This window comes from Pseudarthrobacter sp. NamB4, assembly GCF_005796185.1.
GTDB lineage: Bacteria > Actinomycetota > Actinomycetes > Actinomycetales > Micrococcaceae > Arthrobacter.
In genome coordinates this window covers 1-25,381 of the sequence record NZ_VAHM01000026.1, presented here as the reverse complement: position 1 = coordinate 25,381, position 25,381 = coordinate 1, and the positions used below count along the sequence as shown (strand labels likewise).

The following is a 25,381-nucleotide window of genomic DNA, read 5'->3' as shown; positions in this document are numbered from 1 at the left end:
TCCAACCTCTCTTTGCGCGCATGAATCGGCGCACTCAGGCCAGGCAGGGTGACTGCCCGGCGTACATACGCCGTGTGCGACGTATCGGTTACAACAGCCCGGGCATGTGTGCCGGGCAGGGTCCTAGCGCTCCTATGTCTGCACAGAGTTTCAAGGTTGTTGTCCTGCAGGCATAGTTGTCATCAGCCACTCTAGCCCTGACGGCAAGACGATGCGTAGCCGCAGCCTGGGGACTTCAGTTGTATTTCGCCGTCATACTGTTTGTGTGACGAAAAGCCGCCGTGCAGTGGTTGACGGATCGTGGTGTGACGCAGAATATGCGGTCCACCGGGGGCGGCAGCTTGAAGCGCGGGCACAAAGGGTGTTGGCTTGGCAGTAATGGAAATCACTATGCACACTGCATATATGAGGCATTGGAGGAACACGTGAGCGAGGCCGACGCCGCCACTTCGGTAAATGTGGCGGAAAAATTGGGTTTCAAGAACGGGGATCTGATTCAGGAGTTCGGTTACGACGACGATGTCGATTTCGACTTGCGTGACGATATTGAGGACCTCACCGGTTCGGAGCTGCTGGATGAGGACGACCATGAAGTAGCGGACGCCGTCATTTTGTGGTGGCGCGATGGTGATGGCGACTTGGTGGACTCCCTCATGGACTCGCTCACCACGCTGAGCGAGAACGGCGTTGTTTGGGTGCTGACGCCGAAGTCCGGACGGGAAGGGTACGTTTCCCCGGCGGATATCCAGGAAGCAGCGCCCACTGCCGGGCTGCACGTCACTACTTCTGCCGGCGTTTCCAAGGACTGGAGCGCAACGCGGCTGGTGAGCAGGAAGAACAAGTGACGGCAGCGCTTGGCGCTGCCTCTGTTGCTGTCCCCGCGGTCGGCGGGCCGGCGCCTGACTTCGAGCTGGTCAACCAGTACGGTGAGCCGGTCAGGCTGTCCATGTTCCGTGGGCGGAATGTGGTACTGGTGTTCTTCCCTTTTGCGTTCTCCGGCATCTGCACCGGCGAATTGGGTGCGATCCGGGACAACATGGCCCTGTTCGAAGAGTCGAACAGCGCCGTCCTGGCCGTGTCTGTGGACAGTAAATTCAGCCTCCGCACCTATGCCGGGCAGGAGGGGTACGCCTTCGAGCTGCTGGCTGACTTCTGGCCGCACGGGGCTGTGGCCACCCTCTATGGGGTCTTCGATGCGGAGAGCGGCATGGCACAGCGTGGAACCTTCATCATCGACGCAGGCGGAACGATCCGCTACAGCGTGGTGAATCCGCGCGGCGAGGCCAGGGATTTCGGTGAATACCGCAAGGCGCTGGCCGGCTTGGGAAAGGCCTGACCGACGATGGGCGGGCGGCATGGTGTAGGACTGACAGGGTTCGCCAGCATGCCCCCGGTTCCTCCCGCAGCACCCTCCTCCGAAGAGCTGGAAGTGCTGGTCAGGATCAGGGACGTGCTGGCCGGAGGCCGGTTCGCACTCCTCACGGGTGCCGGCCTGAGCACCGACTCCGGCATCCCGGACTATCGTGGACCCGGCTCGCCCCCGCGCTCACCCATGACGTACCAGGAGTTCGTCAAGGCGGCTGAGAACCGCCAGCGTTACTGGGCCAGGAATCACATCGGCTGGTCGCACCTCCGCCACGCTGATCCAAACCAGGGGCACTTCGCGGCGGCAGAGCTTGAGCGTCGGGGCCACCTTACAGGCCTCATCACGCAGAATGTCGACCGCCTGCACCAGGACGCCGGCAGCGTTAATGTCGTTGACCTCCATGGCAGGTATGACCAAGTGGTGTGCCTGGCCTGCCGCCGGACGTACTCCCGCCGCCTCCTGGCGGGGATGCTGGAGGAGCTGAACCCTGATTTCCTCCGCCGCGCGGCAGAGTCAGGGCTGGTGGAGATGGCACCGGATGCGGATGCCACAGTGGAAGACCAGGCCCTGATCGGCAGCTTCGTTGTTGCGGTGTGCCCGGCCTGCGGTGGAACACTGAAGCCTGACTTCGTGTACTTCGGCGAGAACGTGCCCAAAGACAGGGTTGAGACCTCCTACCGTATGGTTGACGACGCCGCTGCCCTGGTGGTCGCCGGATCGTCGCTGACCGTGATGAGCGGACTGCGGTTCGTCAGGCACGCGGCCAGGGACGGCAAGCCGGTGGTCATCATCAACAGGGGGACAACGCGCGGAGACGACAAGGCAACCATCAAGCTGGAAGCAGGTGTCAGCGAATCCCTGACCTGGCTGGCAGCTGAGCTTCCGCCCCTGGCGGGAGCTCGGGACGGTGTCGGCTTCCCCGGGCCGATTCGCAATTAGTCTCCGGAATCGGGTAGAGTCTATGTTCGTTGGTCAGGGCGCCGCACTACCTGATCCAGCGACTCAGGGTCTTTAGCTCAGCTGGTAGAGCGCCACGTTTACACCGTGGATGTCATCGGTTCGATCCCGGTAGGACCCACCAGTAAGCCCCGCAGTTTCCGCCAGCCGGCGGAAACTGCGGGGTTTTTTTGCTTCCTGGCCCGGCTGGCTCCCAGAGCTGGCGGCTTGGGCTTCAAATGTCTGCCCCCTGCCATAGCTTTCAGGAATGGAACATGTGATGGTGCGGACAGCCGGGGATGGCAGGCCGACGGCGGTGCTCAGCAATGGCAGGGAATGGGAAGTGGGTGCCGAACCAGTCAGATGGTTTGAGCGGATCAACTGGTGGGAGACACATCGAAGAATGCCCAAGGGCCTCAGCCGGGTGGACGTTGAAGTTCTGCAGCTTCAGGTGAGGCTGGGAAGGAACACAGGCTCTGCCCTGACCACCATGCTCCTGGAAAGGGACGGGCTGGGAGGGGGCTGGCGGCTGCGGCAGGCTGTTGCTGATGCTGCCTAGCGGTCCCGGCAGGTGCGGCTGACCCGGCAGGTCATCCGGGCATTGGAAAACCCTCCGCCGCGACTATTGGGGGATGCCGCGGTGGAGGGCCTGCAGCGAATATATCGTGAACCTGGTTGAAACAAAAACATGCGCCCGCTTTTGTGACACGTGCATTGCGGCAGCACAAGCCGGCCAGCGCCGGCGGGCTGCGGCGTGGCCATCAGTCCGGGGACGAGACGTGCAAAGTGGTCAGGAGTGTGCCGGCATGAGCGGTCAGCGGTGCACGGGAATGAAAACCCGGGGCTGCTCCGTCCAGGTGTCCGACATCTGCGACATGGTCCGCCTCATGATCTTGTCCGAAGCCTCACGGGCGGAGGAGGCGTCACCCCTGGCGATCGCTTCTGCCACGTCAACATGCCACTGGAGGGCGGCCTCGTGGGGATGATCGGGCATCAGCCCGTGAACGGTGCGCCCGGTGAGGGTTTCCGCCACCTGGCCCATCAGGTTGGCGAACATTTCGTTTCCCGACCCGGACAGCAGCAGGGAGTGGAATTGGATGTCCAGCTCCAGGAAGCGCGGAACTTCCCCCTTGTGTCCGGCGTCGCGCATGGCGTGGGAGACATCCACCAGTTCCAGCCGCAGCGGCGCGGGCGCATTCTGGGCGGCCAGCTCTGCGGCCGCCGGCTCAACTGCTGACCGCAGTTCAGCAAGGGAGCGAAGCTGTGCGCCACGGTCATCACTTGCCAGCCGCCACCGGATAACCTGCGGGTCAAAGGGGTTCCAGCGGCTGGGGGGGAGGACGCGGATGCCCACCCGCTTGGTGGTTTCCACCAGCCCGAGGGACTGCAGCACGCGCACGGCTTCGCGGATCACTGACCTGGAAACGCTCAGTTCCTCTTCCAGTTTCTCAGCGAGCATAATATGGCCGGCAGGAAGCTCCCCCGAGATGATGCGGGTGCCGAGGTTCTCAATGGCACGGTGGTGCAGGCTGCTGGTCATGCAGCTAAGCCTAGTGTCAACAGCAGTGCAAGGAGGCAGCGCTCAGCCTTGCCGGCGACACATTAGGTTCCACAACGTGGGCGTTACTTTCCTGTGACTTCCCGAATATATATGCTTTATTCAGACCCTTGGTCTGCGAGTGTGCTTCCCGCAATGGGAAGCCGCTGCACATCCATCGCACAGTAACGAATTGGAGTTTTGATGTCTGCACACATCGGTGTCACCGGCCTTGCGGTGATGGGCGCCAACCTGGCCCGCAACCTGGCAAGGAACGGCTTCACGGTTGCCCTCCATAACCGGTCAGTTGAAAAGACGGACGCGCTGCTGGAGCGGTACGGCTCAGAGGGTGACTTTGTCCGGACCGAAACGCTGCAGGAACTGGTCGACTCCCTGGAGAAGCCGCGCCGAGTGCTGATCATGGTCAAAGCCGGGAAGCCGGTGGACTCCGTCATCGAACAGCTTGAGCCGCTTCTGGAGCCGGGCGACATCATCATCGACGCCGGCAACTCGCACTACGAGGACACCCGCCGCCGGGAAGCCGCGCTGGCGAAGAAGGACCTGCACTTCGTGGGCGTCGGCGTATCCGGTGGTGAAGAAGGCGCCCTGAACGGTCCTTCCATCATGCCGGGCGGTTCCATGGAGTCCTACAAGGCTCTCGGTCCGTTGCTGGAGAAGATTTCCGCCAAGGTGGACGGCGAGCCCTGCTGCGCCTGGGTTGGGACCGACGGTGCCGGACACTTCGTCAAGATGGTCCACAACGGCATCGAATATGCGGACATGCAGGTGATCGGCGAAGCCTTTGACCTGCTGCGCTCCGGAGCGGGCATCGAGCCCGCCGAGCAGGCAAAAATTTTCTCGGAGTGGAACAAGGGCGAGCTGTCCTCCTTCCTGATCGAGATCTCCGCTGAGGTCCTGGGGCATGTCGACGCCAAGACCGGCAAGCCGTTCGTCGACGTCGTCGTGGATGCCGCGGGCCAGAAGGGCACCGGCCGCTGGACGGTCATTTCCGCGCTGGAGCTCGGCTCGCCGGTGTCCGGCATCGCCGAATCCGTGTTCGCCCGGGCCCTGTCCTCGCAGGCAGACCAGCGCAAACTCGGCCAGGAGCTGCTGGAGGGCAACGAGGCCGCCGTCGAGATCCCGGAGACCTTCGTCGAGGATGTCCGGCAGGCGCTGTATGCCTCCAAGCTCGTTTCCTACGCCCAAGGCCTGGACATGCTTACGTCCGCCGCCAAGGAATACGGCTGGGACCTCAAGCTGGACGAAATCGCCTCGCTCTGGCGTGCCGGCTGCATCATCCGCGCCGAACTCCTGAAGGACATCACCAAGGCCTACGCCGCCGACGAGAAGCCGGCAAACCTCCTGTTCGCCCCGGCCTTCACCAAAGCCATCGCCGACGCCCTGCCCGCATGGCGCCGCGTGGTTGCCACTGCCGTCCAGCTGGGTATCCCGGTTCCGGTGTTCTCCTCTTCGCTGGCCTACTACGATGGCCTGCGCCGCAAGCGCGTTGCGGCCGCCCTGATCCAGGGCCAGCGCGACCTGTTCGGCGCCCACACCTACGGCCGCGTCGACGCCGAAGGTACGTTCCACACCCTCTGGGGCGAGGACAAGTCCGAAATTGAAGCGGTAGACACGCACTGATCCTGCTGCAAAGACGCGAGAAGGCGGGCCGTTCCCGGATAACCGGGGACTGCCCGCCTTTTTCGTTCAGTGCTTGATGTACCGGTTTGGAGCCATGGCCCCGGCGTCAGAGATGGTATTCGATCTCGTACTCAGCCGGGTCCACGGCGGGCTTGGTCTCCCGCTGCGCGTCCCGGTGGCGCCACTTGGCAGGAACGCCCGTGACGATCGATTCCGGCGGCGCGTCCTTCACCACCACCGCGTTGGCGCCCACGGCACTGTCGTGGCCAATGGTGATCGGGCCCAGGATCTTGGCACCGGCACCGATGGTGACCCGGTCGCCGATAGTGGGGTGGCGTTTGATCCGGGCGAGCGACCGTCCCCCGAGGGTTACGCCGTGATACATCATGACGTCCTCACCGATTTCTGCGGTTTCCCCAATCACCACGCCCATGCCGTGGTCAATAAAGAACCGGCGGCCAATCGTTGCGCCCGGATGGATCTCGATGCCGGTCACAAACCTGCCGAACTGCGAGAGCAGCCGGGCCGGAAAGCGCAGGGCCGGGTTCTGCCACAGCCGGTGCGTGAGCCGGTGGATCCAAATGGCGTGCAGGCCGGAGTAAGCGAAAAAGTTTTCGAAAGAACCTCGAGCCGCCGGGTCGTGTGACCGGGCGGCATCGAGATCTTCTTTTAGTCTTGCGAAAAAGCCCACAAAGTTCTTTCTACAGGAAACGGGCGAACGGCGTTCTGATCAGCCGCGGATGTCGTCGTAGAGCACGGTGGAAATGTAACGCTCACCGAAGTCGCAGACCACGGCGACAATCAGCTTGCCTGCGTTCTCCGGACGCTTCGCCAGTTCCAGGGCGCCCCAGACGATCGCACCGGAGGAGATGCCGCCCAGGATGCCTTCCTTGACACCGAGGTCGCGGGCTACGCGCACGGAATCCTCAAGGGTGGCGTCCAGGACCTCGTCGTAGATGTTGGTGTCCAGGATCTCGGGGACGAAGTTGGCCCCAATGCCCTGGATCTTGTGGGGTCCGGGCGCTCCGCCGTTGAGGATGGCGGAGTCCTTGGGTTCGATTGCGACGATCTGGACGCCGGGCTTGCGCTCCTTCAGGACCTGCCCGACGCCGGTGACGGTTCCGCCGGTGCCGACGCCTGCCACGAAGATGTCAACGGCACCCTCAGTGTCGGCCCAGATTTCCTCCGCCGTGGTGTTGCGGTGGATTTCGGGGTTTGCTGCGTTGGCGAACTGCTGTGCCCAGATGGAGTTCTCCGTGTTGGCCACGATTTCCTGGGCCTTCTCCACCGCACCGCGCATGCCCTCGGACCCCGGCGTGAGAACAATCTCGGCACCGAAGGCACGCAGCATGACGCGGCGTTCAGTGGACATGGTCTCCGGCATGGTGAGGATGACTTTGTAACCGCGGGCAGCGCCCACCATGGCCAGGGCGATGCCGGTGTTCCCGGAGGTGCCCTCCACAATGGTTCCGCCCGGCTTCAGGGCACCGGACTTCTCGGCGGCGTCGACGATCGCCACGCCAATACGGTCCTTGACGCTGTTGGCCGGGTTGTAGAACTCAAGCTTGACGGCGACGGTGGCATCCAGGCCCTCGCTGAGCCGGTTGAGCTTGACCAGCGGGGTTCCGCCGACCAGCTGGGTCACATCGTCATAGATCCGTGCCATGTACATACGCCTATCTCTGAAGGGTGAATACTGAGGTCAGCCTAACGAGGCCGTGTAACCGTGGCTAAGCGTTAAGCCATGCAGAGTAATATTTCCTGGCCTTGGCGAGTTTGGGGTTGATGATCACCTGGCAGTACCCCTGCTCCGGATGCTTGGCGTAGTAGTTCTGGTGGAATTCCTCAGCAACGTGGAACCGGGGGAGGCGGACCACTTCAGTGACGATGGGGTTCGTCCACAACGCCTGGTTCCGTTCGATGGCTTCCTCGAACAGGATCTTCTCTTCGGTCGTCTCATAGAACATTGCGGACCTGTACTGAGTGCCGACGTCGTAGCCCTGGCGGTTCAGCGTAGTGGGGTCGTGCAGGGCGAAGAACATGTCCAGGATGACGTCCTCCGGGATGATGTCCTCGTCAAAGGTCACGGCTACGACTTCGGCATGTCCGGTGGTGCCGCTGCATACGGAGTAGTAGTCCGGCTCAGGCTCGTGGCCTCCCGTGTAGCCGGATATCACCGAGGTGACGCCCTTGGTCTTCTGGTAGACGGCGTCGAGGCACCAGAAGCAGCCTCCGCCCAAAACAAAAGTTCTCATGACCTCTTCAATGGTTCGCGGCCCCGGATGATTCCCTGCCGGCCTCCGGGCACTGGCCGCAGGGCGTGGGGCTGGACGGTGGGATGGGGTAAAACTAAGACTATGGAACCTGTGGACACTGACGTTACCGGCCCTGGGAATACCGGCGGAACGAACGACGACGGCACGAGCCACGGCGGCGCCCCTTCGGAAGAAGCTGGTGCGGCTAAGCCCGTCGATGTGCCCACCCTGGCCGACGTTCTCCTGGCTGTCGAGGAACTGTGGCCTGAGTCCCTGGCCGAGAGCTGGGACGAAGTGGGACTGGTGGCGGGCCACCCCTCCGCACCCGTCGCCAAGGTGATGTTCGCCGTCGACCCGACCCTCCAAGTCATCGAAGAGGCAGTCGAATGGGGAGCCGGGCTCCTGATCACCCACCATCCGCTGCTGCTGAAGGGTGTCACCACGGTAGCCGCCACGACGCCCAAAGGCCGTGCAGTACACCGGCTCATCGAGTCGGGCACAGCGTTGCTGACGGTGCACACCAACGGTGATTCCGCCGTCGGAGGCGTTTCAGACGTACTCGCTGACGCACTGGGGCTCAAGGATGTCGCCCCGCTGATCGTGGCAGCGAACGGGCTCCCGGAAGAGGGCATCGGACGGGTGGGGGACCTGGCAGAGGCCGTGAGCCTGGGGGACTTTGCCGGCCGCGTGTTTGAAATCCTGCCCGCCGTGGCCGGGGGAGTGCGAGTCTCCGGGGACAGGAATGGCCTGGTGCGGAGGGTTGCCGTGTGCGGTGGTGCCGGGGACTCGCTGTTCGACGAGGTGCGCGCCAGCAACGCCGACGTCTACGTCACCGCAGACCTGCGCCACCATCCGGCGTCGGAGGCCAGGGAAGCTGCGCTGAATGGCCGGCCGTACCTGGTGGACGTCTCACACTTCGCCAGCGAGTGGCTGTGGCTGCCGGCAGCTGCGGCAGCGCTGGGCAATGTCCTGGGCGACCAGGGACATGACGTGGAAGTCCGGGTCAGCACCACCAACAGCGATCCCTGGGACTTCATCCTCACTCCCGGCTAGGCCCGGCGCGCGAAGAGCGCGCTAGAGTCTAGGAAGCGCCGGTTCGGTGCCCGGCCCCGGCCGGTAGGGAGCAAGCGGAGGTAACAGTGGCGAAGGCAGCACCGGCGGAACAGTTGAAGCTACTCGAGCTGCAGGGGCTGGATGCCAAACTGAAGTCGCTCGCCAACCGCCGCCGCTTGCTGGAAACCGACCCCCGCATCAAGGATCTCGAAGCCGCCCTGTCGGTGGCCGGCGGAGAACTGGGCGCTGCGAAGATGGCGGTCCACGATGCCGAGGCCGAGCTGAAGCGTGCAGAGGCGGACGTGGAGCAGGTGGCCTCCCGGATCGAGCGCGACGAGGCCCGGCTGAACAGCGGCACCGGACTGTCCAAAGACCTGGTGGCCCTGCAGAAGGACATCGCCTCGCTCACCAAACGGCGCTCGGACCTGGAGGACGTGGAGCTGGAGATCATGGAGCGGCTGGATTCGCTCCGGGCCAGGCAGGCACAACAGCAGGGGATCGTGGACGACATCCAGGCGTCCTTCGGCACCATCCGGGCCGAGCTGGATGCCGCCCTGGCCGAGGTGGAGGCGGAAGCCGCTGAAGTCCGAGCCCGGCGTTCCGCCTTCGCCGCCGCGCTCGACACCGGCATGCTGGCCGTCTACGAAAAGACGCTCGCCAGGCGCGGAGTGGGCGCTGCCCGGCTGTTCCACGGCACGTCCGAGGCCTCCGGGATGAAACTGAGCGCCGGGGACCTCGCCGAGATCAAGGCTGCCGCGGCGGACGACATCGTCTTCTGCCCCGACTCCGGCGCCATCCTGGTCCGTTCCGAAGAGTGGGCCTGATCCGACGGCAGGCCATCGGTCCGGCAGGCCATCGGTCCGGCAGGAATCAGCCGGGCAGGATTCAGCCGGGCAGGATTCAGCCGGGCAGGATGATGTTCAGCGCATGCGGCTTCCGGACTGAGCCTTCCACGAGTTCTGCAGCCCAGACTTCGCCGGCGGCCCTGAGCAGGTCCGACGGCGTAGCGGGCGCCTTCCCGCGCCGGGTCAGCAGGTGCCGTGCCAGTTCGCCGCGGGTGTGCTTGGCGAAGTGGCTCACCACCTTCCGCACGCCGTTCACCTCGGTGACCACGTTGACTGCCACCGTCTGGGCCGGCGGGGGAGACCACGCTGCCGCATAGGTGCTGGAACGGCAGTCCACCAACAGGTGCCCGTCAACAGCCGGGGCCAGGACGCTGGTCAAGTAGGGCTTCCAGAACGCGGCGAGGCGGCCGACGTCGGGCAGTGCAGTGCCTATGGACAGCCGGTAGGCGGGCACCCTGTCGCCAAGGCGGATAGCGCCCCACAGGGCGGAGACCACCAGCACGGATTCATCCGCCTTTCGCCGTTGGGCGGCGGTAAGTGTGCTGTAGCCCAGGGCGTCGTACAGCACTCCCGAGTAGATCCGGTGGGCCGGTGCTGCCGGTTCAGCATGCAGCCGGGTGTTGCGTTCTACGTCGTCCTTCAGTGAGGCCCCCACGCCCAGGAGGGCGAGGGCATCCTCGTGTCCGCTCACCGTCCCCAGCGCATCCAGGACCTTGGCCCGGCAGGTGTTCAGGTCGGGAAAGCTCAGCAGGGGCCAGTCGACGGCGGGACCGCCCGCCGCGGGCGTCTTGCCTTCGGAGGGGGGAAGCAGAATCAGCACCGTCCGATCCTACCGGCGCCAGGAGCAGCCCCCGCCCCGGTAGACTGGATGCGGATGGGACAGCCAGGCGGCCGCGCGTCACGCAAGTGGCTCGAGGAACGTCCGGGCTCCGCAGGGCAGGGTGGTGGGTAACGCCCACTCGGGGTAACCCGCAGGCCAGTGCCACAGAAAACAGACCGCCTGGGTCGCGCCGGTTTGAAAGCGGCACGAAACAGGTAAGGGTGAAACGGTGGTGTAAGAGACCACCAGCTTCCCGGGTGACCGGGAAGGCTAGGTAAACCCCACCCGGAGCAAGGCCAGACAGGGCACGTTTGAGGGCTGCCCGCCCGAGTGCCCGGGTAGGCCGCTGGAGGGTGCCGGCAACGGCACTCGTAGATGGATGGCCGCCGCTCCCATGCCGGCAACGGCAGGGTAGAACAGAACCCGGCGTATCGGCTGTCCCATCCAACCGACAGTTTGACCTTGGAACCCTGTGTTGGGGATGGTGAACCGTGCCCGCAAATACTGACCCGACATCCGGCTCCGGAGCGGCCGGCCGCCAGCTTGCCGGCCCTGCCCGCCAGGCCGTTGCGCTGGCTGTTTCCGGTGTTCGGCACCGCTGCCCTCTGGGCAGCCTTCCTGGTGATCGCCGGACTGGCTGTCTCCCTTGCCTTCCTCATTGTCCGCTTTGGGCCGGTGAGCCCCGCTGCCGGCTTGCTGATGCTGCCGTACTTCTCCTGGATCGTGTTTTCATCCAGCCTCAACCTCTACTCGGCCATCCACAACCAGGGCCTGCGGTGCAACGGCTTCTTCCTGTGAGTGATTTCACGCAATTCAGGCCGGTCCGGGACGGCCACCCAACCTAGAATGGAACAGGACGCAGGAGTTCTTCCGCCGGAGTTGCGTTCGCAGCCGGCGGTTTTTCTTTGCATGCGATCCAGGTGCCTGGGGGCCGACCCCTGCAGGCGCGGGTGCCCCTGCACAACATGTGGAGGCCGACATCCGTGTACGAGGACGTACGCGGCTGAACCGAGGAAGGTATTTCTGTGAGCCAGACGTCAGATTCTTGTCTTGATACGTGGATGGGCCGCGAGGCCCTCGCCGAGGCCATGATTCCGGTGATCGGCCGGCTGTACCGCGAAAACAACGTGGTGACCAGCATCCATGGCCGGAGCCTTATCAACAAGTCCACCATGAACATCCTCAAGGCACACCGCTTTGCCCGCCGGATGAGCAAGGACGAGCTGCTTCTGGAGGAGACTGCACCGCTGCTCAACACGCTGGCGGAGCTCGAGCTCGGGGCGGCTGCGATCGACATCGCCCGGCTCAACCAGAAGTTCAAGGAAGAGGGCAACGGCGCCACCCTCGAGGAGTTCCTCCGTGCCGAGCTCGCCGAGATTGTGGGCAAGCGCGGCGGCGATGACCGCACCAGCACCGACGTGGTGCTGTACGGCTTCGGCCGGATCGGCCGGCTCCTGGCCCGCCTGCTGATCGAAAAGGCCGGCGGCGGACACGGCCTGCGGCTGCGCGCCATCGTGGTCCGCAAGGGAGCGGACAACGACCTGTCCAAGCGTGCCAGCCTGCTGCGCCGGGACTCGGTCCACGGCTCCTTTGAAGGCACCATCCGGATCGACGAGGAAGCCAACACCATCACGGCCAACGGCGTACAGATCCAGGTCATCTACTCGGACAACCCGGCCACCATCGACTACACCGCTTACGGCATCAACAATGCACTGGTGGTGGACAACACCGGGCGCTGGCGCGATGCCGAAGGCCTGTCCCAGCACCTGCGAAGCAAGGGCGTTGCCCGCGTATTGCTGACCGCGCCGGGCAAGGGTGAGCTGAAGAACATCGTCCACGGCATCAACCACCGCACCATCGAGGACACGGACCAGATCGTGTCCGCGGCGTCCTGCACCACCAACGCCATCACCCCGGTGCTGAAGGCCATCAATGACAAGTACGGCGTTGTCCACGGCCACGTGGAGACCGTGCACTCCTTCACCAACGACCAGAACCTGATCGACAACTTCCACAAGGGCGACCGCCGCGGCCGCTCGGCCGCCCTGAACATGGTGATCACGGAGACCGGTGCAGCCAAGGCCGTGGCCAAGGCGCTCCCCGAACTGCTGGGCAAGCTCACCGGCAGCTCCATCCGGGTCCCCACTCCGGACGTCTCCCTGGCCATCCTCAACCTGAGCCTGGAAAACGGCACCACCAAGGACGAGGTCAACAACTACCTCCGCGAGATGTCCCTGCACTCGGATCTGCGCAAGCAGATCGATTACATCGATTCCCCCGAGGTGGTCTCCACCGACTTCGTGGGTTCCCGCCGTGCCGGCATCGTGGACGGACTCGCCACCGTCTCCACGGACAAGAACCTCGTCCTCTACGTCTGGTACGACAACGAATTCGGTTACAGCTGCCAGGTGGTCCGCGTCATGGAAGAAATGGCAGGCGTGAATCCGCCGTCCTTCCCGGCAAAGGAAACCGCCGCGGCCCTCGCAGCGATCGCCGTCTAGGCTCCGGCCACTGCCTCCCGTTTCCCGGCTGGTCCGCTCTGGAATCAGCCGGGAAACGGGACCACACTGGTGACATGGAAAAAGATTCAACGCTCCAGCACGACACCACCCTCGAACACGCCCTCGACGTCGCCAAAGCCAACCACAAAGAGGCTGTCCGGCTGCTGGAGGGCGCACGCGCCGCCTACAAGACGGGCGACGTCGGAGAGGACCGGGTGCGTCAACTGGAGGGATTGCTGGCCATTGCCGAGGAAGACCTCCGCAGGGTGATGCGCGAGCAATAACAGCGCCTTCACCCGTACTCCACACTGTGGATATCAGCAGGAAGGTCCGGCGGGTGCTTTAGGCTCTTCTGGTGCATGATGACACCAGCGGAGTGCCTGCCCCATGACCGTGAGCTGGTCCGCCTATCGCCAGGCGCGGCGCCGCTCGCGGCAGGCGTGGGGCATCCTGATGCTGGCTGCCCTGTCGGTGGTGGCAGGCCTCGCCTGGTTCTTCACGGCCGGCCAGTTCCAGGCGGGGGCGCCTGCCGTTGCAGGCCCGAAAGAGGCACCGGTCTTCGATCCGGCATGGATGAAGCCCGTGGTGCCGGTAAACCAGGTGCCCCGCGGTTCTGCCCTCGCCGCACTGGAGGGCATCAGCGTCAAGGGACGGGCCGCCAAGGATGACTACCAGCGGGAATCTTTTGGCCAGGCCTGGCTGGACGTCGACAGGAACGGCTGCGACACCCGCAACGACATCCTGCGCAGGGACCTGGCAGAGGTGGTGTTCATGGAAGGTTCCACCTGCCGGGTGGCCTAAGGACGCTTCCACGAGCCTTACACCTCACAGTTGGTGAACTTCCGCCGCGGTCCGGAAAGCAGCCGTGCGGTGCAGATTGACCACGTGGTGGCGTTGGGTGATGCGTGGCAGAAGGGCGCCCAGGGACTAAGCCCAATGCAGCGCCAGAGCCTGGCCAACGACCCGCTGAATCTCATCGCCGCCGACGGCCCGGCCAATCAGCAGAAAAGCGCGGGCGACGCCGCCACCTGGCTTCCGAAGAACAAATCATTCCGGTGCCACTATGTGGCGCGGCAGATCTCCGTCAAGGCGGCCTACGGTCTCTGGGTAACGGAGGCTGAGAAGGACGCCATGAAGCGGGTGCTGGCATCCTGCCCGGAACAGGAGACTGTCAGGGCAAACTGATGGCCCTAGTGTCCGAAGGGGTCGGGGTCCACGCCCGGCATCCAGGTCAGGCCGGGAATGCCCCAGCCGTTCTTCTTTGCCTGCTTCATGGCCTTGCGGGCGTAGCGGTCCATCAGCCTGTTGACGTACAGCTTGCCGTCCAGATGGTCGTACTCATGCTGGATCACCCTCGCGAACCAGCCGGTGGCCTCAAACCTGACGGGTTTTCCGTTGCCGTCAAAACCCTCCACCCGGGCCCATTCGGCCCGCTTGAGCGGATACTGTTCCCCAGGGAAGGACAGGCATCCTTCTTCTTCCTCATCGGGATCGGGAACAGCGCCGGAAATTTTTGACAGCGTCAGGACAGGGTTGACCACCACTCCGGTGGGAGGAGCTCCGTCATCGTTTGCGTACTTGTACACGAAAATGCGCTTGCCTACCCCTATCTGCGGTGCGGCGAGGCCCACGCCGTTCGCGGCATCGTTCGTCTCGAGCATGTCCGCTATCAAGGTGCGCAGTTCGTCGTCGAAGACTTCCACCTCGGAGGCCCTGCGGTGGAGTACGGGTTCTCCCCAGATGGTAATCGGCAGAACGGTCATCTTCAGCGGTCCTTTGGCTGTGTCTCGTGCGGCTACGTCTGATGCGGGAGCAGTGGTGCAATACGCAGCGAAAAAAGAAGGAGGCCGCACCGGATATCCGGTGCGGCCTCCTTCTTGGACAGCTGCACATGCCGTCCCGTGAGGGTGAGCGACGGGGGTTGAACCCGCGACCTCCTGGACCACAACCAGGCGCTCTGCCAACTGAGCTACGCCCACCATGTGCCTGCAGATTTACCGGCGAAGCGGACCTCTGGAAAGGCAACTCATATAGCTTACCTGCTCTTCAGGGGTGCTTTGTCCACTTTTGCCGTTTTCCCGGATAATTCCATCAAAGGTGGTGCAGATTACATGTCCGGCTTTCCGGCTTCCCCTGCGGAAGTGATCCGGCGGGCGATCTGCTGGGCCGTTACGCTGTCCGGTCCAGGTGACGGCACGAAGACCGCTTCACGGTAATAACGCAGCTCGTCAATGGAGTCCTTGATGTCGCCCAAAGCACGGTGGCCGCCCTTCTTTGCCGGTGACTGGAAATAGGCCCGGGCGAACCAGCGGCGCGAAAGCTCCTTGATGGTGCTGACGTCGATGACCCGGTAGTGCAGGTGCTCAACCACCGCAGGCATGTCCCGGGAGAGGAATACCCTGTCGGTGCCCACCGAGTTTCCGCCCAGCGGTGCTTTGCGCGGGTCCGGCACCCACTCGGAGATGTACTCCATGACAGCAGCCTCGGCCTCGGCCATCGTCCTGCCGTGGGGCAGTTCTTTGAGGAGTCCGGACTTGGTGTGCATGTCCCGGACAAAATCGTTCATCTGCGCCACCGCTGCATCATCGGGTTTGATGACCACATCGACGCCGTCTCCGAGGATGTTCAGTTCCGAATCGGTGACCAGGGCCGCCACTTCGATCAGGGCGTCGTTTTTGATGTCCAGACCGGTCATCTCGCAGTCGATCCAGACGATTCTTTCGTTAGATATAGGCACCGGACCAGACTACCGTTACACCCCCAGGCAGCCTGCCGATGCTAGGATTTCGAAGACGCGGCGGGTCATGCCGCGCTCCGTTTGGACGCGCTCCGGGCAGCGGCCAACCACCGGGCGAAACCGCAAACAAGACAGATTGGACCATCCTGACATGACGGCGTCTGTGCCAGCGACGGGGGAGATGGCGCCTGCCGCCACCGCCGGAGCGGGCGCTGCCGAGGTGGACAATCCCCGATCGCCGCTCCTGGCCGGATTCGCGGGATCGATGTTCATGCTCATCGGGTCCCTCGGGGTTGGCTGGCTGGCCCCGGTCTCGGAACTGCGGCGGATGCCGCTCTTTATCTGGATGCGGGCTGAAGCTGCCGGCGTTGCCCTCTCCATCGTCCTGCTGGCCGTGGGCGGCATGCTGCTGGTCCGGGCCTGGCTAAGGCTGGGGCAGCGGGTGCGGGTCTGGGGCCCGGAAGCGAGCAGGGCCACACTGATGGCAGTGATCGCCTGGGGCCTGCCCATGATGTTCAGCGTTCCTCTGTTCAGCCGCGACGTTTATGCGTACATCGGGCAGGGCCGGCTGATGGTGGAGGGCTTCAACCCCTATGAGAACGGTATTTCGGCGCTGTCCAACTATTTCCAGCTGGGCGCGGACAAGATGTGGACCGAGGCCCCCGTTCCCTACGGCCAGCTGTTCCTGTGGATTGAACAGTTTGTAGTGTGGTCAACCAACGTCCACCCGGAGGCAAGCGTGATGCTGTTCCGGGTTGTGGCGCTGGCGGGAGTGGCCCTGTGCATCATCTATGTGCCAAAGCTCGCCGAACTCCACGGCATCAACCCCCACCGGGCGCTGTGGCTTACGGCCGCGAACCCACTGTTCCTGACCAACTTCATCGCCAGCGTCCACAATGACGCCCTGATGATCGGACTGGCGCTGGCGGGCCTATACTACTCCGCAACGCGCCGGGTTGTCCGTGGCATCGTGCTGGTAACTCTTTCCATCGCGGTGAAGCCCATCACCATCGTCTTCCTGCCGTTCATCGGGCTGCTCTGGGCAGGCAAGGACGCCGGCTGGCTGCGCAGGTTCATATTCTGGGGGCTGACCGCTGCTTTGAGCCTTGGCATCCTGGTCCTGATGAGCCTCGTCAACGGCTTTGGCTTCGGCTGGATCAACGGGCTCTCCGCACCCGGAAGCATCTCCATCTGGTACGCGCCAGTGGGGCTGATTGGCATGGTGGTCGCCTCACTGGGCAACTCGTTCGATTTGGATGGGGCTGCGTTCGCGGACATCGTGTTCGACGCCGGGAAGCTGCTCGCCGTCGGCATCGTCGTCTGGCAGATCTTCCGGGGTGACTATCAGCGGATCATGCGCCGCCTCACGCTTGCCCTCGCGGCAGTGGTCCTGCTGGCCCCCATCATCCAGTCCTGGTATGTCGTCTGGCTCATACCTCTGTTCGCCGTCACCGGCATCCGCAATGACTGGCAGGTCAAGGCGCTCTACTTCGTTGTTTCCTTCTTCATGATCTACGCCATCTCCGACCAGCTGGAAGTGTTCCCGTACCTGCAGACCGAGGACCTCGGTTTTGCACTCGCACTCGCCCGGGTTGCGGCGGCGGTGACGGGCCTGCTGTTCGGCCTGTACCTCGTCTTTTGGGACCCACGCACCCGCACGCTGTTCCGCAAGACCCATGAGCCCGTCGTCGAACGCCCCATCATCTAGCCCTTCCCCGGTGCTTTGGACTTTGCTGCCGCCGCTGCGTGCCCCCTAGTCCCAGTGAGTCAAGGCTGAAGGAGGTCCGATATGGAGCCCTTCGGGCAAAGCCCGACGCCGCTGGCCGGCCTGGTCATCCGTTCCGGGCCGGACCATGAGGCGTTTGCGGCGGCGGTTTCGGCCCGGCGTTGCTGGGCGTCATCCTCGGGCTGGGGGCTTTGGTGCCGGTCCGGTGGTGCCTTCCCGGAAACCTGGGCCGGTGTGCGTACTGTGGCCCGGATCTGGCCCTGGGCGCTTGGCGCCGGGATGGCCGGCTACCTGGGTCTCGTCCCGGGCACGCTCTTCCTCCATGCGCTGTGGGAAACTCCGCCTGACAAACCCGTGTATGTGCTCATGGTGCTGGCCTTCGGCGGACTGGTGCTGGCCTTGGCCGGCGCCAGGGCCTGCACCGGGCTTGAGGCGTTACACATGCGGACCTAAGCGAAACGTTCGGACATCTCCGCGCGGTTAGCCTGCAGCAGCCCATACAGGCGCCCCGCTACGGCATCCACGAAATCCCACCAGGAGCCGGTCCGGATGATTTCCTCATAGACGGGCAGCATGCCCATGTCTCCGGTAGCCAAAGGGTCCGCCGTCAGATCGATGGCCGCATAATTCTCCTCGCGGGCAGAGGCCGTGCGTCACAGCTCAAGGACAGTGGCGCGGAGCTGTTCGGACGACTGGAAAGGGGTCCGTGCCGCTTCGGCCGTGACGATGCGCCGCACCTCAGGCACGCGGATGCCCAAAGACGGCATGTTTGATTTCATGTACGCCTGTGCCCCGGCGCCCCGCACCGGATCTTCATGCTGCAGGAGGCCAGTACGGATGGCGGCAATCAGCCGGGCGTCCACCACTTCCCCGTCGACCATGCTGCAACTCCAGCCAAGGCAGCAGGGGAGCGGGCCTCGGCCATGGGTTCGTGGGGCCGGACCGGTCGGGCTGGAAGTTAAGCCAATGACCCGTCCGCGTGACGCTTTCAACTCAGGCGCTGACATAGTCCACCTCGGAACCGGGGAAGCCACATGCGGCGGCTTGGACTATCCGGGCCCTGGCTTAGCTGCGGCCGCCGGGCATGGAAGCCGGAGAGGTCCAGCCTGCACGCTCCAGCCAGTCGGCACACAGCGACGTCCACTGGTCCGGCCCGGGCTCGTCCGCAGCCAGGCCCAGGCCGTGGCGACCCTGCGGAAACACGTGCAGCTCGGCCGCTACGCCCGCGGCCATGAGTGCCCCGGCGTACCCCAGGCTGTGGCTAACAGGAACGGCTGCGTCGTCGGCAGTATGCCAGAGGAAGGCGGGCGGGGTGGCAGCGGTGACATTGCGTTCCGCGGAGAGTTCGGCAAGGACGTCCGACGGCGGTGCCTCACCGAGGAGGTTGTCCACGGACCCTTGGTGGACGGAATCGATACAGGACACTACGGGGTAGCAGAGCACGGTCAGGTCAGGTACAGCCTCCGGGACGTCGAGGTGCGGGCTGCCGGTGGCGGCGGCAGTGGACAGCGTGGCGGCAAGGTGGCCGCCGGCGGAAAAACCGAGAACACCAACGCGGCCAGGGTCAACCTGCAGCCCTGATGACCCGTTACGGATGTGCAGCATCGCCTCCTTGGCGTCCTCCAGGGGCGCGGGATGCCTCTCGGGCGCCACGCGGTACCGCAGGACGAATGCGTGGATGCCCAGTGAGGCCAGCCACTCGGCCACCGGCTCAGCTTCGTGGTCGGCCTGGCGTGCGTAGCCGCCGCCGGGAAGGACCAGTACGGCGGGCCTTTGGCGCCCCTCCAGGTTCCCTGCACCACTGCGTCCAGGACCGGCGTGGGCAGGAACTGTGGTGAGTGCGGACAGCATGCTCATGCCTCCCCGGTGCTGCGCCGCAGCGTGACCTCACCCCTGACAGGAGGAACAGTGTCCTCCTGGCCCTCTGAGTTTCCGGCCCCGGGAGCAGTGGCACGGGTGGCCAGCCGTCCGATGTCCTCCAAGGGCAGGCGGACCGTGGAGAGAGCGGGGCGGAAGTCCCGCAGCGTCTCGATGTCGTCGAAGCCGGCGATTGTTGCATCCCTTGGTATGCGGAGCCCTTCGGCGCGCAGGGCTGCCGAGGCCCCTATGGCCATGACGTCATTGACGGCAAAAATGCAGAGCTTCCGGCCGGAGCCTCCGCCATCCTCTGCCTGGCCGGCCTTGATCCTGGCGGCCAGCTCCAGGCCCGCCTCGTAGCCGCCGGAGCGGTTGAAGGATGTCCGCAGGACTTCGGCAGGTGCATGGCCGGCGTGAGCCAGGCCTTCCTGGAAGCCCCGGATCCGGTCGTCAGAGGTGAGGAGGCCTTCGGGGCCGCCGACGATGACGAAGTCACCGTCCCAATTTTCAGCGAGCCTGGCTGCCAAGGCGCCGGCAAGCTCCTGGTTGGGTACGGCAACCACGTGGTATCCCTCCGAGGCGGTTGCACCCACCACCGGATGTCCCACCACCGCTACCCGTCCGCCGTTGCGGCAGTACCGGTCAAGCTCGGCCGCCAGTTCGGCGTTATCGTCCACGTCTTCGGGCCTGGAGGAGCGTGAACCCGCAATCACAATGGAATCGGCCCGGCGGGCGGCGAAGGCGGCCACGGCTTCGCGTTCTTCTGCCGGCGCGCCGCCCGTGGTGGCCAGCAGCACCATCCTGCGCTGCTCCCGCGCTGCATCCTGGACTCCGCGGGCAATGGCGGCAAAATATGGGTCCGCGATGTCGTGGACGATCAGGCCAATGAGTCCGGAGCTGGACTTTGCCAGCCCCTGGGCCTGGGCATTGGGAATATAGCCCAGGGAGTCTGCTGCCTGACGCACGCGGTCCGCAATGTCCTTGCCGGGTTTGCGGGCCGAGCCGTTTAAAACACGTGATGCGGTGGCTGGGGAGACGCCGGCGAGCCGGGCCACCTCGGTAAGCGTACTTGCAGCCACAGCATCTCCTGGTCAAGGTTCTAGGGCCAATAGCGGTAACAAACATTATGACAGTTTCAAGTTCTTCCGGAAAGCGCTTGCCAAACGAAGATCGGGCCGTGCATCATTGAAGGCAGTGGGAATGCGCTTTCCAGATCCAGCTTTCAGTACAACCGCTCACTCACCGTGGAGGAAACATGGGCTTCGAAACTAAGACGATCCGCATAGCCATGAATGGCATTACCGGACGGATGGGCTACCGGCAGCACCTGCTGCGCTCCATCCTCCCCATCCGCGAGGCCGGCGGCTTCACCTTGGAGGACGGCACCCGCGTCCAGGTCGAACCCATCCTCGTGGGCCGCAACGAGGCCAAAATCCGTGAGCTCGCCGAAAAGCACAAGGTTGCTGAATGGACCACGGACCTTGATTCGGTCATCAACGACCCCACCGTGGACGTCATCTTCGACGCCTCCATGACCAGCCTGCGTGCTGCCACCCTGAAGAAGGCAATGCTTGCAGGCAAGCACATCTTCACAGAGAAGCCCACGGCCGAAACCCTCGAGGAAGCCATCGAGCTGGCCCGCATCGGCAAGGTAGCCGGTGTCACCGCTGGCGTTGTGCATGACAAGCTGTACCTCCCGGGCCTGGTCAAGCTCCGCCGCCTGGTGGACGAGGGCTTCTTCGGCCGCATCCTTTCGATCCGTGGCGAGTTCGGCTACTGGGTCTTCGAAGGCGACATTCAGGCGGCCCAGCGTCCGTCCTGGAACTACCGCAAGGAAGACGGCGGTGGAATGACCACGGACATGTTCTGCCACTGGAACTACGTCCTGGAAGGCATCATCGGCAAGGTCAAGAGCGTCAACGCCAAGACCGCCACCCATATCCCCACCCGCTGGGATGAGGCCGGCAAGGAGTACAAGGCCACCGCCGACGACGCCTCCTACGGCATTTTCGAACTGGAAACCCCTGGTGGCGACGAAGTTATCGGCCAGATCAACTCCTCCTGGGCAGTGCGCGTGTACCGCGACGAGCTGGTGGAGTTCCAGGTGGACGGCACCCACGGCTCAGCTGTTGCCGGCCTGAACAAGTGCGTCGCACAGCAGCGCGCCCACACCCCCAAGCCCGTCTGGAACCCGGACCTGCCCGTCACCGAGTCCTTCCGCGACCAGTGGCAGGAAGTCCCAGCGAACGCCGACCTGGACAACGGCTTCAAGCTGCAGTGGGAAGAGTTCCTGCGAGACGTCGTTGCCGGCAGGGAGCACCGCTTCGGCCTGCTGTCCGCCGCCCGCGGCGTCCAGCTTGCCGAGCTGGGGCTGCAGTCCAACGACGAACGCCGCACCATCGACATCCCGGAGATCACCCTCTAATGACCTCACTCATCCTTCCATCGCACGACGGCGGCACCCGGGAGTACCGGCTGCACGGCGGCACCTCATGGGCCCGCCCCACCGCCCCGCTGACCGCCCGGCGTGCCTACGCTGCGGCGCACGTCATTCCTGAGGTGCTGGCCGACAACACCCCGGGCGCACCTGCCCGCCTGGACTGGGACGCCACCATGGCCTACCGCCATGAGCTGTGGTCCTACGGCCTCGGCGTCGCTGACGCCATGGACACTGCCCAGCGCGGCATGGGCCTTGACTGGGCCGCAACCCAGCAGCTGATCAAACGCACCGGCGCGGAAGCCGCTGCGGTGGTGTCGTCCGGCAACGCGGCCACGGCCGGCAAGTCCGTCCGGGACCTCGTGGCCTGCGGCGCCGGAACCGACCAGCTGGACATCGACTCCCTTCCCGTCGGAGAAGCCGGCCTCAAGGCCGTCCTTGAGGCCTACCGCGAGCAGATTGCGGTGATCACCGAAGCCGGGCCCAAGGTCATCCTGATGGCCTCCCGCGCCCTTGCCAAGGTGGCTACCGGCCCGGAGGACTACCTGAAGGTGTACTCCACCCTGCTGCAGGAGGTGGACCAGCCGGTCATCCTGCACTGGCTTGGCACGATGTTCGATCCCGCCCTCGCCGGCTACTGGGGTTCGGACGAGGTGGCTACAGCTACGGAGACGTTCCTGGACCTCATCAAGGACAACGCGGACAAGGTGGACGGCGTCAAGGTTTCGCTGCTGGACGCCAGCCACGAGGTGGCCCTCCGAGCGGCGCTTCCCGAAGGCGTCCGCCTCTACACCGGTGATGACTTTAATTACCCGGAGCTGATCGACGGCGACGGCAGCCACCACTCGGACGCCCTGCTGGGCATCTTCGCCGCCATCTACCCGGCCGCCTCGGTTGCCTTGCAGAACTACGATGCCGGCAACCGCGCCAAGGCCCGCGAAATCCTGGACTCAACCCGGGAGCTTGGCAAGCACATCTTCAGTGCCCCCACGTTCTATTACAAGACCGGCATTGCGTTCATGTCCTGGCTCAACGGCAAGCAGCCCGGCTTCCAGATGGTGGGGGGCCTGCAGTCAGGACGCTCGGTGTGCCACCTGGCCAGGACGTTCGAACTCGCAGACCAGGCCGGCCTGCTGAAGGACCCCGCACTGGCTGCCTTCCGGATGTCCGATTACCTGCGCATCCACGGGGTGGGTGTATGAGCGACTTCTCGCGGCTGTCCATCAACAGCGCCACCACCAAGAAGTGGACCCTCGCCGAGGTGGTGGAGGGTTGCGTCAAGGCCGGCATCCCCGCCATCGGCCCCTGGCGGGACCGGGTTGAGGAAGCGGGCCTGGACAAGGCAGCGCGCCTCATCAAGGACGCCGGACTGCGCGTTTCGTCCCTGTGCCGGGGCGGCTTCCTGACTGCGCCGGACGCAGAGGGCCAGGCAGCGGCCCTCGCGGACAACCGCGCAGCCATCCTGGAAGCCGCTGCCTTGGACACCCGGGAACTGTTCCTGGTGGTCGGCGGGCTCGCGCCCGGGGAGAAGGACGTGGTGGCCGCACGCCAGCGGGTTGCGGACCGGCTCGCCGACCTGGCTCCATTTGCGCAGGAGAACGGCGTCCGCCTGGTCCTGGAACCGCTGCATCCGATGTACGCCGCGGACCGGGCCCTGATCTCCACCCTGGGCCAGGCCCTGGATCTCGCAGCGCCCTTTGACGCCTCAACGGTGGGTGTCGCCGTCGATACCTTCCACGTCTGGTGGGACCCCGAACTCAAAGCGCAGATCCAGCGTGCCGGCCGGGAGAACCGCATCGCCTCGTACCAGGTCTGCGACTTCAACATGCCCATCGCCGCCGATCCGCTGCTGTCGCGCGGGTACATGGGCGACGGCGTCGTGGACTTCGCCACCATCGGCACCTGGGTGCGCGATGCCGGCTATACCGGCGACATCGAGGTGGAAATCTTCAATCAGGAGATCTGGAACACGGACGGCAACACCGTCCTGGCCACAGTGAAGGAGCGCTACGCGGACCTCGTCCTGCCCTACGCCTGACCTGATGCAGACCGCGGGCTCCTGCTACGTCACGGCAGGAGCCCGCGCCCCACGTGAAAGGACCCGGACCGCTACTGCGGTCCGGGTCCTTTCACGTGCCTGGCGACTCTAGCCGTACAGGGAGGCGCAGCGGCGGTACCTGGCCAGCACGCCGGCGTCGTCCTTCCGTGCGGAAAGTTCGACGGCGGTCCGCGTCCAGTTCGGGAATTGGCCCGTGAGTGCCGCGGCTGCCTGGCGGGCGGCACCGTCGGCCACATATTCGCCGGGCTCCGGCACCACCACGTCAACTCCCAGCAGCTGCGGCGCCACCTCCTGCACCGCGGCAGACTGCGCCCCGCCGCCCACCAGGATGACGCGCCGGGCATCAACCCCCTGGTGCTGCAGGGCAGCCAGGCCGTCGGCAAGGGAACAGACCACGCCTTCGACGGCGGCCCTGGCCAGGTTCGCCGGGGTGTAGTTTCCACGGGTGATGCCGTGCAGGGACCCCGTCGCGTCGGGCAGGTTGGGTGTGCGCTCGCCATCAAAGTATGGGACCAGGGTCAGGCCGCCGGCACCCGCGGCGGCTGCGAGGGCCAGCTCATTGAACTCCCGGAGGCTGACGTCCAGCAGCGCTGCGGTGGCATCAAACACCCGGGTGGCGTTCAGCGTACAGACAAGTGGCAGGTAGTGGCCGGCCGCATCAGCGAACCCGGCAACCAGGCCCGAGGGGTCAGCGGCCGGCGTGGCCGACACGGCGAACACGGTTCCCGAGGTGCCGAGCGACATGACCACGTCACCCAGTCCTGCCCCTACTCCCAGCCCTGCCGCCGCGTTGTCCCCTGCCCCCGCCGCCAGGACGGCGCCGCCGGGGGTTTTCCCGGCGGAGTCCAGCGGACCAAGCACCGCCGGAAGCAGTGGAACGTGACCCAGCGAAGACTTCAGGACGTCCGGCAGATACTCTCCCGACGCCGTCGAGAAGTAGCCGGTTCCCGACGCGTCCGAGCGGTCAGTCTTCAGGGCGGCCAGCCCCGCCTCGCCGCTCCCGGGACCGTAACCCATGAGCCGCCACGTCAGCCAGTCATGGGGGAGGCAGACGGCAGCCACCCTCGCGGCGTTCTCCGGCTCGTTTCCGGCCAGCCAGTGCAGCTTTGTCAGCGTCAGGGACGCCACGGGGACAGTGCCGGTGGCCTGGGCCCAATAGCGGGCGCCCGCGGCAGCATCGCCGTCGCCTGCTGTCTTGATCAAGTCTGCTGCGGCGCCTGCGCTGCGGGTGTCGTTCCACAGGAGCGCCGGCCGGACAACCTGGCCATCGCTGTCCAGGCAGACCATGCCGTGCTGCTGGCCGCCAACGGATATTGCCGCCACATCGTCCAGGCCGCCTGCCTGGACAATGGCTTCCTGCAGGGCTGTCCACCAGTGGTCCGGGTGGACTTCGCTGCCCTCGGGGTGGGCGGCGCGGCCCTGCCGGACCAGCGCCCCGGTGTCGGCGTCGCGTATCACTACCTTGCAGGACTGGGTGGAGCTGTCGATTCCGGCAACTAATGGCATTGAAAGTTCCTTTTCTGGAAAAGCCGTCGCCGGCCCGCACCTTGAGGAACGGGCCGACGACGGCGGCTGCCGAGTGGCGTAAACGCGCGCTTAGCGGGCGTT

General features: G+C 64.9%; 25 protein-coding genes, 2 tRNA genes, 1 other RNA gene and 2 pseudogenes. 18 read left to right on the top strand and 12 right to left on the bottom strand.

Annotated features, from left to right (window positions below; all coding sequences use genetic code 11):
- The first annotated feature begins 425 nt into the window (after nucleotides 1-425).
- The 5 genes from FDW81_RS17570 to FDW81_RS17550 all read left to right on the top strand — a co-directional run bounded on the left by FDW81_RS17570 (nucleotide 426) and on the right by FDW81_RS17550 (nucleotide 2,861).
- Nucleotides 426-845: a DUF3052 domain-containing protein gene (locus tag FDW81_RS17570; RefSeq protein ID WP_138135486.1), complete on the top strand. Its 420-nt coding sequence runs from the start codon at nucleotides 426-428 to the stop codon at nucleotides 843-845.
- Nucleotides 842-1,336, top strand: a complete 495-nt coding sequence (locus FDW81_RS17565; protein ID WP_138135485.1) for a peroxiredoxin — start codon at nucleotides 842-844, stop codon at nucleotides 1,334-1,336. The genes FDW81_RS17570 and FDW81_RS17565 overlap by 4 nt, the downstream gene beginning before the upstream one ends.
- Nucleotides 1,337-1,342: 6 nt before the next feature.
- Nucleotides 1,343-2,305, top strand: a complete 963-nt coding sequence (locus FDW81_RS17560) for an NAD-dependent protein deacetylase (RefSeq protein ID WP_138135484.1) — start codon at nucleotides 1,343-1,345, stop codon at nucleotides 2,303-2,305.
- A gap of 66 nt (nucleotides 2,306-2,371) precedes the next feature.
- Nucleotides 2,372-2,447 (top strand) — tRNA-Val (locus tag FDW81_RS17555).
- A gap of 123 nt (nucleotides 2,448-2,570) precedes the next feature.
- Nucleotides 2,571-2,861 (top strand): hypothetical protein, encoded by a 291-nt coding sequence (locus tag FDW81_RS17550; protein ID WP_171027270.1) that lies wholly within the window; start codon nucleotides 2,571-2,573, stop codon nucleotides 2,859-2,861.
- A 255-nt stretch (nucleotides 2,862-3,116) separates the two neighbouring features.
- Here FDW81_RS17550 and FDW81_RS17545 read toward each other — a convergent pair whose 3' ends face one another.
- Nucleotides 3,117-3,842, bottom strand: a complete 726-nt coding sequence (locus FDW81_RS17545; RefSeq protein ID WP_138135483.1) for a FadR/GntR family transcriptional regulator — start codon at nucleotides 3,840-3,842, stop codon at nucleotides 3,117-3,119.
- 201 nt (nucleotides 3,843-4,043) lie between these two features.
- Between FDW81_RS17545 and gndA the strand changes: the two genes are divergently transcribed.
- Nucleotides 4,044-5,480 carry an NADP-dependent phosphogluconate dehydrogenase gene (gene gndA / locus FDW81_RS17540; protein ID WP_138135482.1) on the top strand — a complete coding sequence of 479 codons (1,437 nt, stop codon included), beginning with the start codon at nucleotides 4,044-4,046 and terminating at the stop codon, nucleotides 5,478-5,480.
- Between the two features lie 106 nt (nucleotides 5,481-5,586).
- Here the strand turns inward: gndA and epsC are convergent, their stop codons facing one another.
- From epsC to msrA, 3 genes are all read right to left on the bottom strand, one after another.
- Nucleotides 5,587-6,171: a serine O-acetyltransferase EpsC gene (epsC, locus tag FDW81_RS17535; RefSeq protein ID WP_138135481.1), complete on the bottom strand. Its 585-nt coding sequence runs from the start codon at nucleotides 6,169-6,171 to the stop codon at nucleotides 5,587-5,589.
- Between the two features lie 39 nt (nucleotides 6,172-6,210).
- Nucleotides 6,211-7,146 (bottom strand): cysteine synthase A, encoded by a 936-nt coding sequence (gene cysK / locus FDW81_RS17530; protein WP_138135480.1) that lies wholly within the window; start codon nucleotides 7,144-7,146, stop codon nucleotides 6,211-6,213.
- A 64-nt stretch (nucleotides 7,147-7,210) separates the two neighbouring features.
- Entirely contained in the window at nucleotides 7,211-7,735 is a 525-nt protein-coding gene (gene msrA / locus FDW81_RS17525; protein WP_138135479.1) for a peptide-methionine (S)-S-oxide reductase MsrA, read from the bottom strand.
- 102 nt (nucleotides 7,736-7,837) lie between these two features.
- On the opposite strand from msrA, the gene FDW81_RS17520 reads away from it, so the two are divergent.
- Together FDW81_RS17520 and FDW81_RS17515 are read left to right on the top strand one after the other, a co-directional pair.
- Complete coding sequence (locus FDW81_RS17520; protein WP_138135478.1) at nucleotides 7,838-8,788, top strand: Nif3-like dinuclear metal center hexameric protein; 951 nt, start codon at nucleotides 7,838-7,840, stop codon at nucleotides 8,786-8,788.
- A gap of 86 nt (nucleotides 8,789-8,874) precedes the next feature.
- Complete coding sequence (locus tag FDW81_RS17515) at nucleotides 8,875-9,612, top strand: zinc ribbon domain-containing protein (RefSeq protein WP_138135477.1); 738 nt, start codon at nucleotides 8,875-8,877, stop codon at nucleotides 9,610-9,612.
- Between the two features lie 76 nt (nucleotides 9,613-9,688).
- Here FDW81_RS17515 and FDW81_RS17510 read toward each other — a convergent pair whose 3' ends face one another.
- Nucleotides 9,689-10,453, bottom strand: coding sequence for a YaaA family protein (locus tag FDW81_RS17510; protein WP_138135476.1), 765 nt, complete (start codon nucleotides 10,451-10,453; stop codon nucleotides 9,689-9,691).
- Between the two features lie 55 nt (nucleotides 10,454-10,508).
- Here FDW81_RS17510 and rnpB point away from each other — a divergent pair.
- From rnpB to FDW81_RS17485, 5 genes and pseudogenes are all read left to right on the top strand, one after another.
- An RNA gene (rnpB, locus tag FDW81_RS17505) (RNase P RNA component class A) lies at nucleotides 10,509-10,900 on the top strand.
- Nucleotides 10,901-11,038: 138 nt separating this feature from the next.
- Entirely contained in the window at nucleotides 11,039-11,251 is a 213-nt protein-coding gene (locus FDW81_RS17500; RefSeq protein WP_240720399.1) for a tryptophan-rich sensory protein, read from the top strand.
- A gap of 227 nt (nucleotides 11,252-11,478) precedes the next feature.
- Entirely contained in the window at nucleotides 11,479-12,957 is a 1,479-nt protein-coding gene (locus FDW81_RS17495) for a glyceraldehyde-3-phosphate dehydrogenase (RefSeq protein ID WP_138135475.1), read from the top strand.
- A 74-nt stretch (nucleotides 12,958-13,031) separates the two neighbouring features.
- Nucleotides 13,032-13,241: a hypothetical protein gene (locus FDW81_RS17490; RefSeq protein ID WP_138135474.1), complete on the top strand. Its 210-nt coding sequence runs from the start codon at nucleotides 13,032-13,034 to the stop codon at nucleotides 13,239-13,241.
- Nucleotides 13,242-13,344: 103 nt separating this feature from the next.
- Nucleotides 13,345-14,142, top strand: a pseudogene (locus tag FDW81_RS17485) (HNH endonuclease family protein).
- Between the two features lie 5 nt (nucleotides 14,143-14,147).
- On the opposite strand, the gene def reads toward FDW81_RS17485, so the two are convergent.
- The 3 genes from def to orn form a co-directional block, all read right to left on the bottom strand.
- Nucleotides 14,148-14,720, bottom strand: coding sequence for a peptide deformylase (def, locus tag FDW81_RS17480; RefSeq protein ID WP_138135473.1), 573 nt, complete (start codon nucleotides 14,718-14,720; stop codon nucleotides 14,148-14,150).
- 143 nt (nucleotides 14,721-14,863) lie between these two features.
- Nucleotides 14,864-14,936: transfer RNA gene (locus tag FDW81_RS17475), tRNA-His, on the bottom strand.
- Nucleotides 14,937-15,064: 128 nt separating this feature from the next.
- Complete coding sequence (gene orn, locus FDW81_RS17470; RefSeq protein WP_138135472.1) at nucleotides 15,065-15,694, bottom strand: oligoribonuclease; 630 nt, start codon at nucleotides 15,692-15,694, stop codon at nucleotides 15,065-15,067.
- A 151-nt stretch (nucleotides 15,695-15,845) separates the two neighbouring features.
- On the opposite strand from orn, the gene mptB reads away from it, so the two are divergent.
- Nucleotides 15,846-17,402, top strand: a complete 1,557-nt coding sequence (mptB, locus tag FDW81_RS17465) for a polyprenol phosphomannose-dependent alpha 1,6 mannosyltransferase MptB (RefSeq protein ID WP_171027269.1) — start codon at nucleotides 15,846-15,848, stop codon at nucleotides 17,400-17,402.
- Nucleotides 17,403-17,483: 81 nt separating this feature from the next.
- Nucleotides 17,484-17,873 carry a hypothetical protein gene (locus FDW81_RS17460; RefSeq protein ID WP_138135471.1) on the top strand — a complete coding sequence of 130 codons (390 nt, stop codon included), beginning with the start codon at nucleotides 17,484-17,486 and terminating at the stop codon, nucleotides 17,871-17,873.
- On the opposite strand, the pseudogene FDW81_RS17455 reads toward FDW81_RS17460, so the two are convergent.
- The 3 genes and pseudogenes from FDW81_RS17455 to FDW81_RS17445 form a co-directional block, all read right to left on the bottom strand.
- Nucleotides 17,870-18,301, bottom strand: a pseudogene (locus FDW81_RS17455) (DNA alkylation repair protein). The gene FDW81_RS17460 and the pseudogene FDW81_RS17455 overlap by 4 nt on opposite strands.
- Before the next feature lie 184 nt (nucleotides 18,302-18,485).
- Nucleotides 18,486-19,271 (bottom strand): alpha/beta hydrolase, encoded by a 786-nt coding sequence (locus tag FDW81_RS17450; RefSeq protein WP_138135487.1) that lies wholly within the window; start codon nucleotides 19,269-19,271, stop codon nucleotides 18,486-18,488.
- 2 nt (nucleotides 19,272-19,273) lie between these two features.
- A complete protein-coding gene (locus FDW81_RS17445; protein WP_138135470.1) occupies nucleotides 19,274-20,356 on the bottom strand; it encodes a LacI family DNA-binding transcriptional regulator in 1,083 nt (360 codons plus the stop codon).
- A 176-nt stretch (nucleotides 20,357-20,532) separates the two neighbouring features.
- Here FDW81_RS17445 and FDW81_RS17440 point away from each other — a divergent pair, with 176 nt between their 5' ends.
- From FDW81_RS17440 to FDW81_RS17430, 3 genes are read left to right on the top strand one after another with little or no spacing between them, the layout of a single operon-like run.
- Complete coding sequence (locus FDW81_RS17440; RefSeq protein ID WP_138135469.1) at nucleotides 20,533-21,702, top strand: Gfo/Idh/MocA family protein; 1,170 nt, start codon at nucleotides 20,533-20,535, stop codon at nucleotides 21,700-21,702.
- The gene (locus FDW81_RS17435; RefSeq protein WP_138135468.1) at nucleotides 21,702-22,916 is read left to right on the top strand and encodes a dihydrodipicolinate synthase family protein; all 1,215 of its coding nucleotides are present in this window, start codon (nucleotides 21,702-21,704) and stop codon (nucleotides 22,914-22,916) included. Before FDW81_RS17440 ends, FDW81_RS17435 begins: the two co-directional genes overlap by 1 nt.
- Nucleotides 22,913-23,752, top strand: a complete 840-nt coding sequence (locus tag FDW81_RS17430) for a sugar phosphate isomerase/epimerase (RefSeq protein ID WP_138135467.1) — start codon at nucleotides 22,913-22,915, stop codon at nucleotides 23,750-23,752. The genes FDW81_RS17435 and FDW81_RS17430 overlap by 4 nt, the downstream gene beginning before the upstream one ends.
- Nucleotides 23,753-23,860: 108 nt before the next feature.
- Here the strand turns inward: FDW81_RS17430 and xylB are convergent, their stop codons facing one another.
- Nucleotides 23,861-25,279, bottom strand: a complete 1,419-nt coding sequence (xylB, locus tag FDW81_RS17425) for a xylulokinase (RefSeq protein WP_138135466.1) — start codon at nucleotides 25,277-25,279, stop codon at nucleotides 23,861-23,863.
- Between the last annotated feature and the right edge of the window lie 102 nt (nucleotides 25,280-25,381).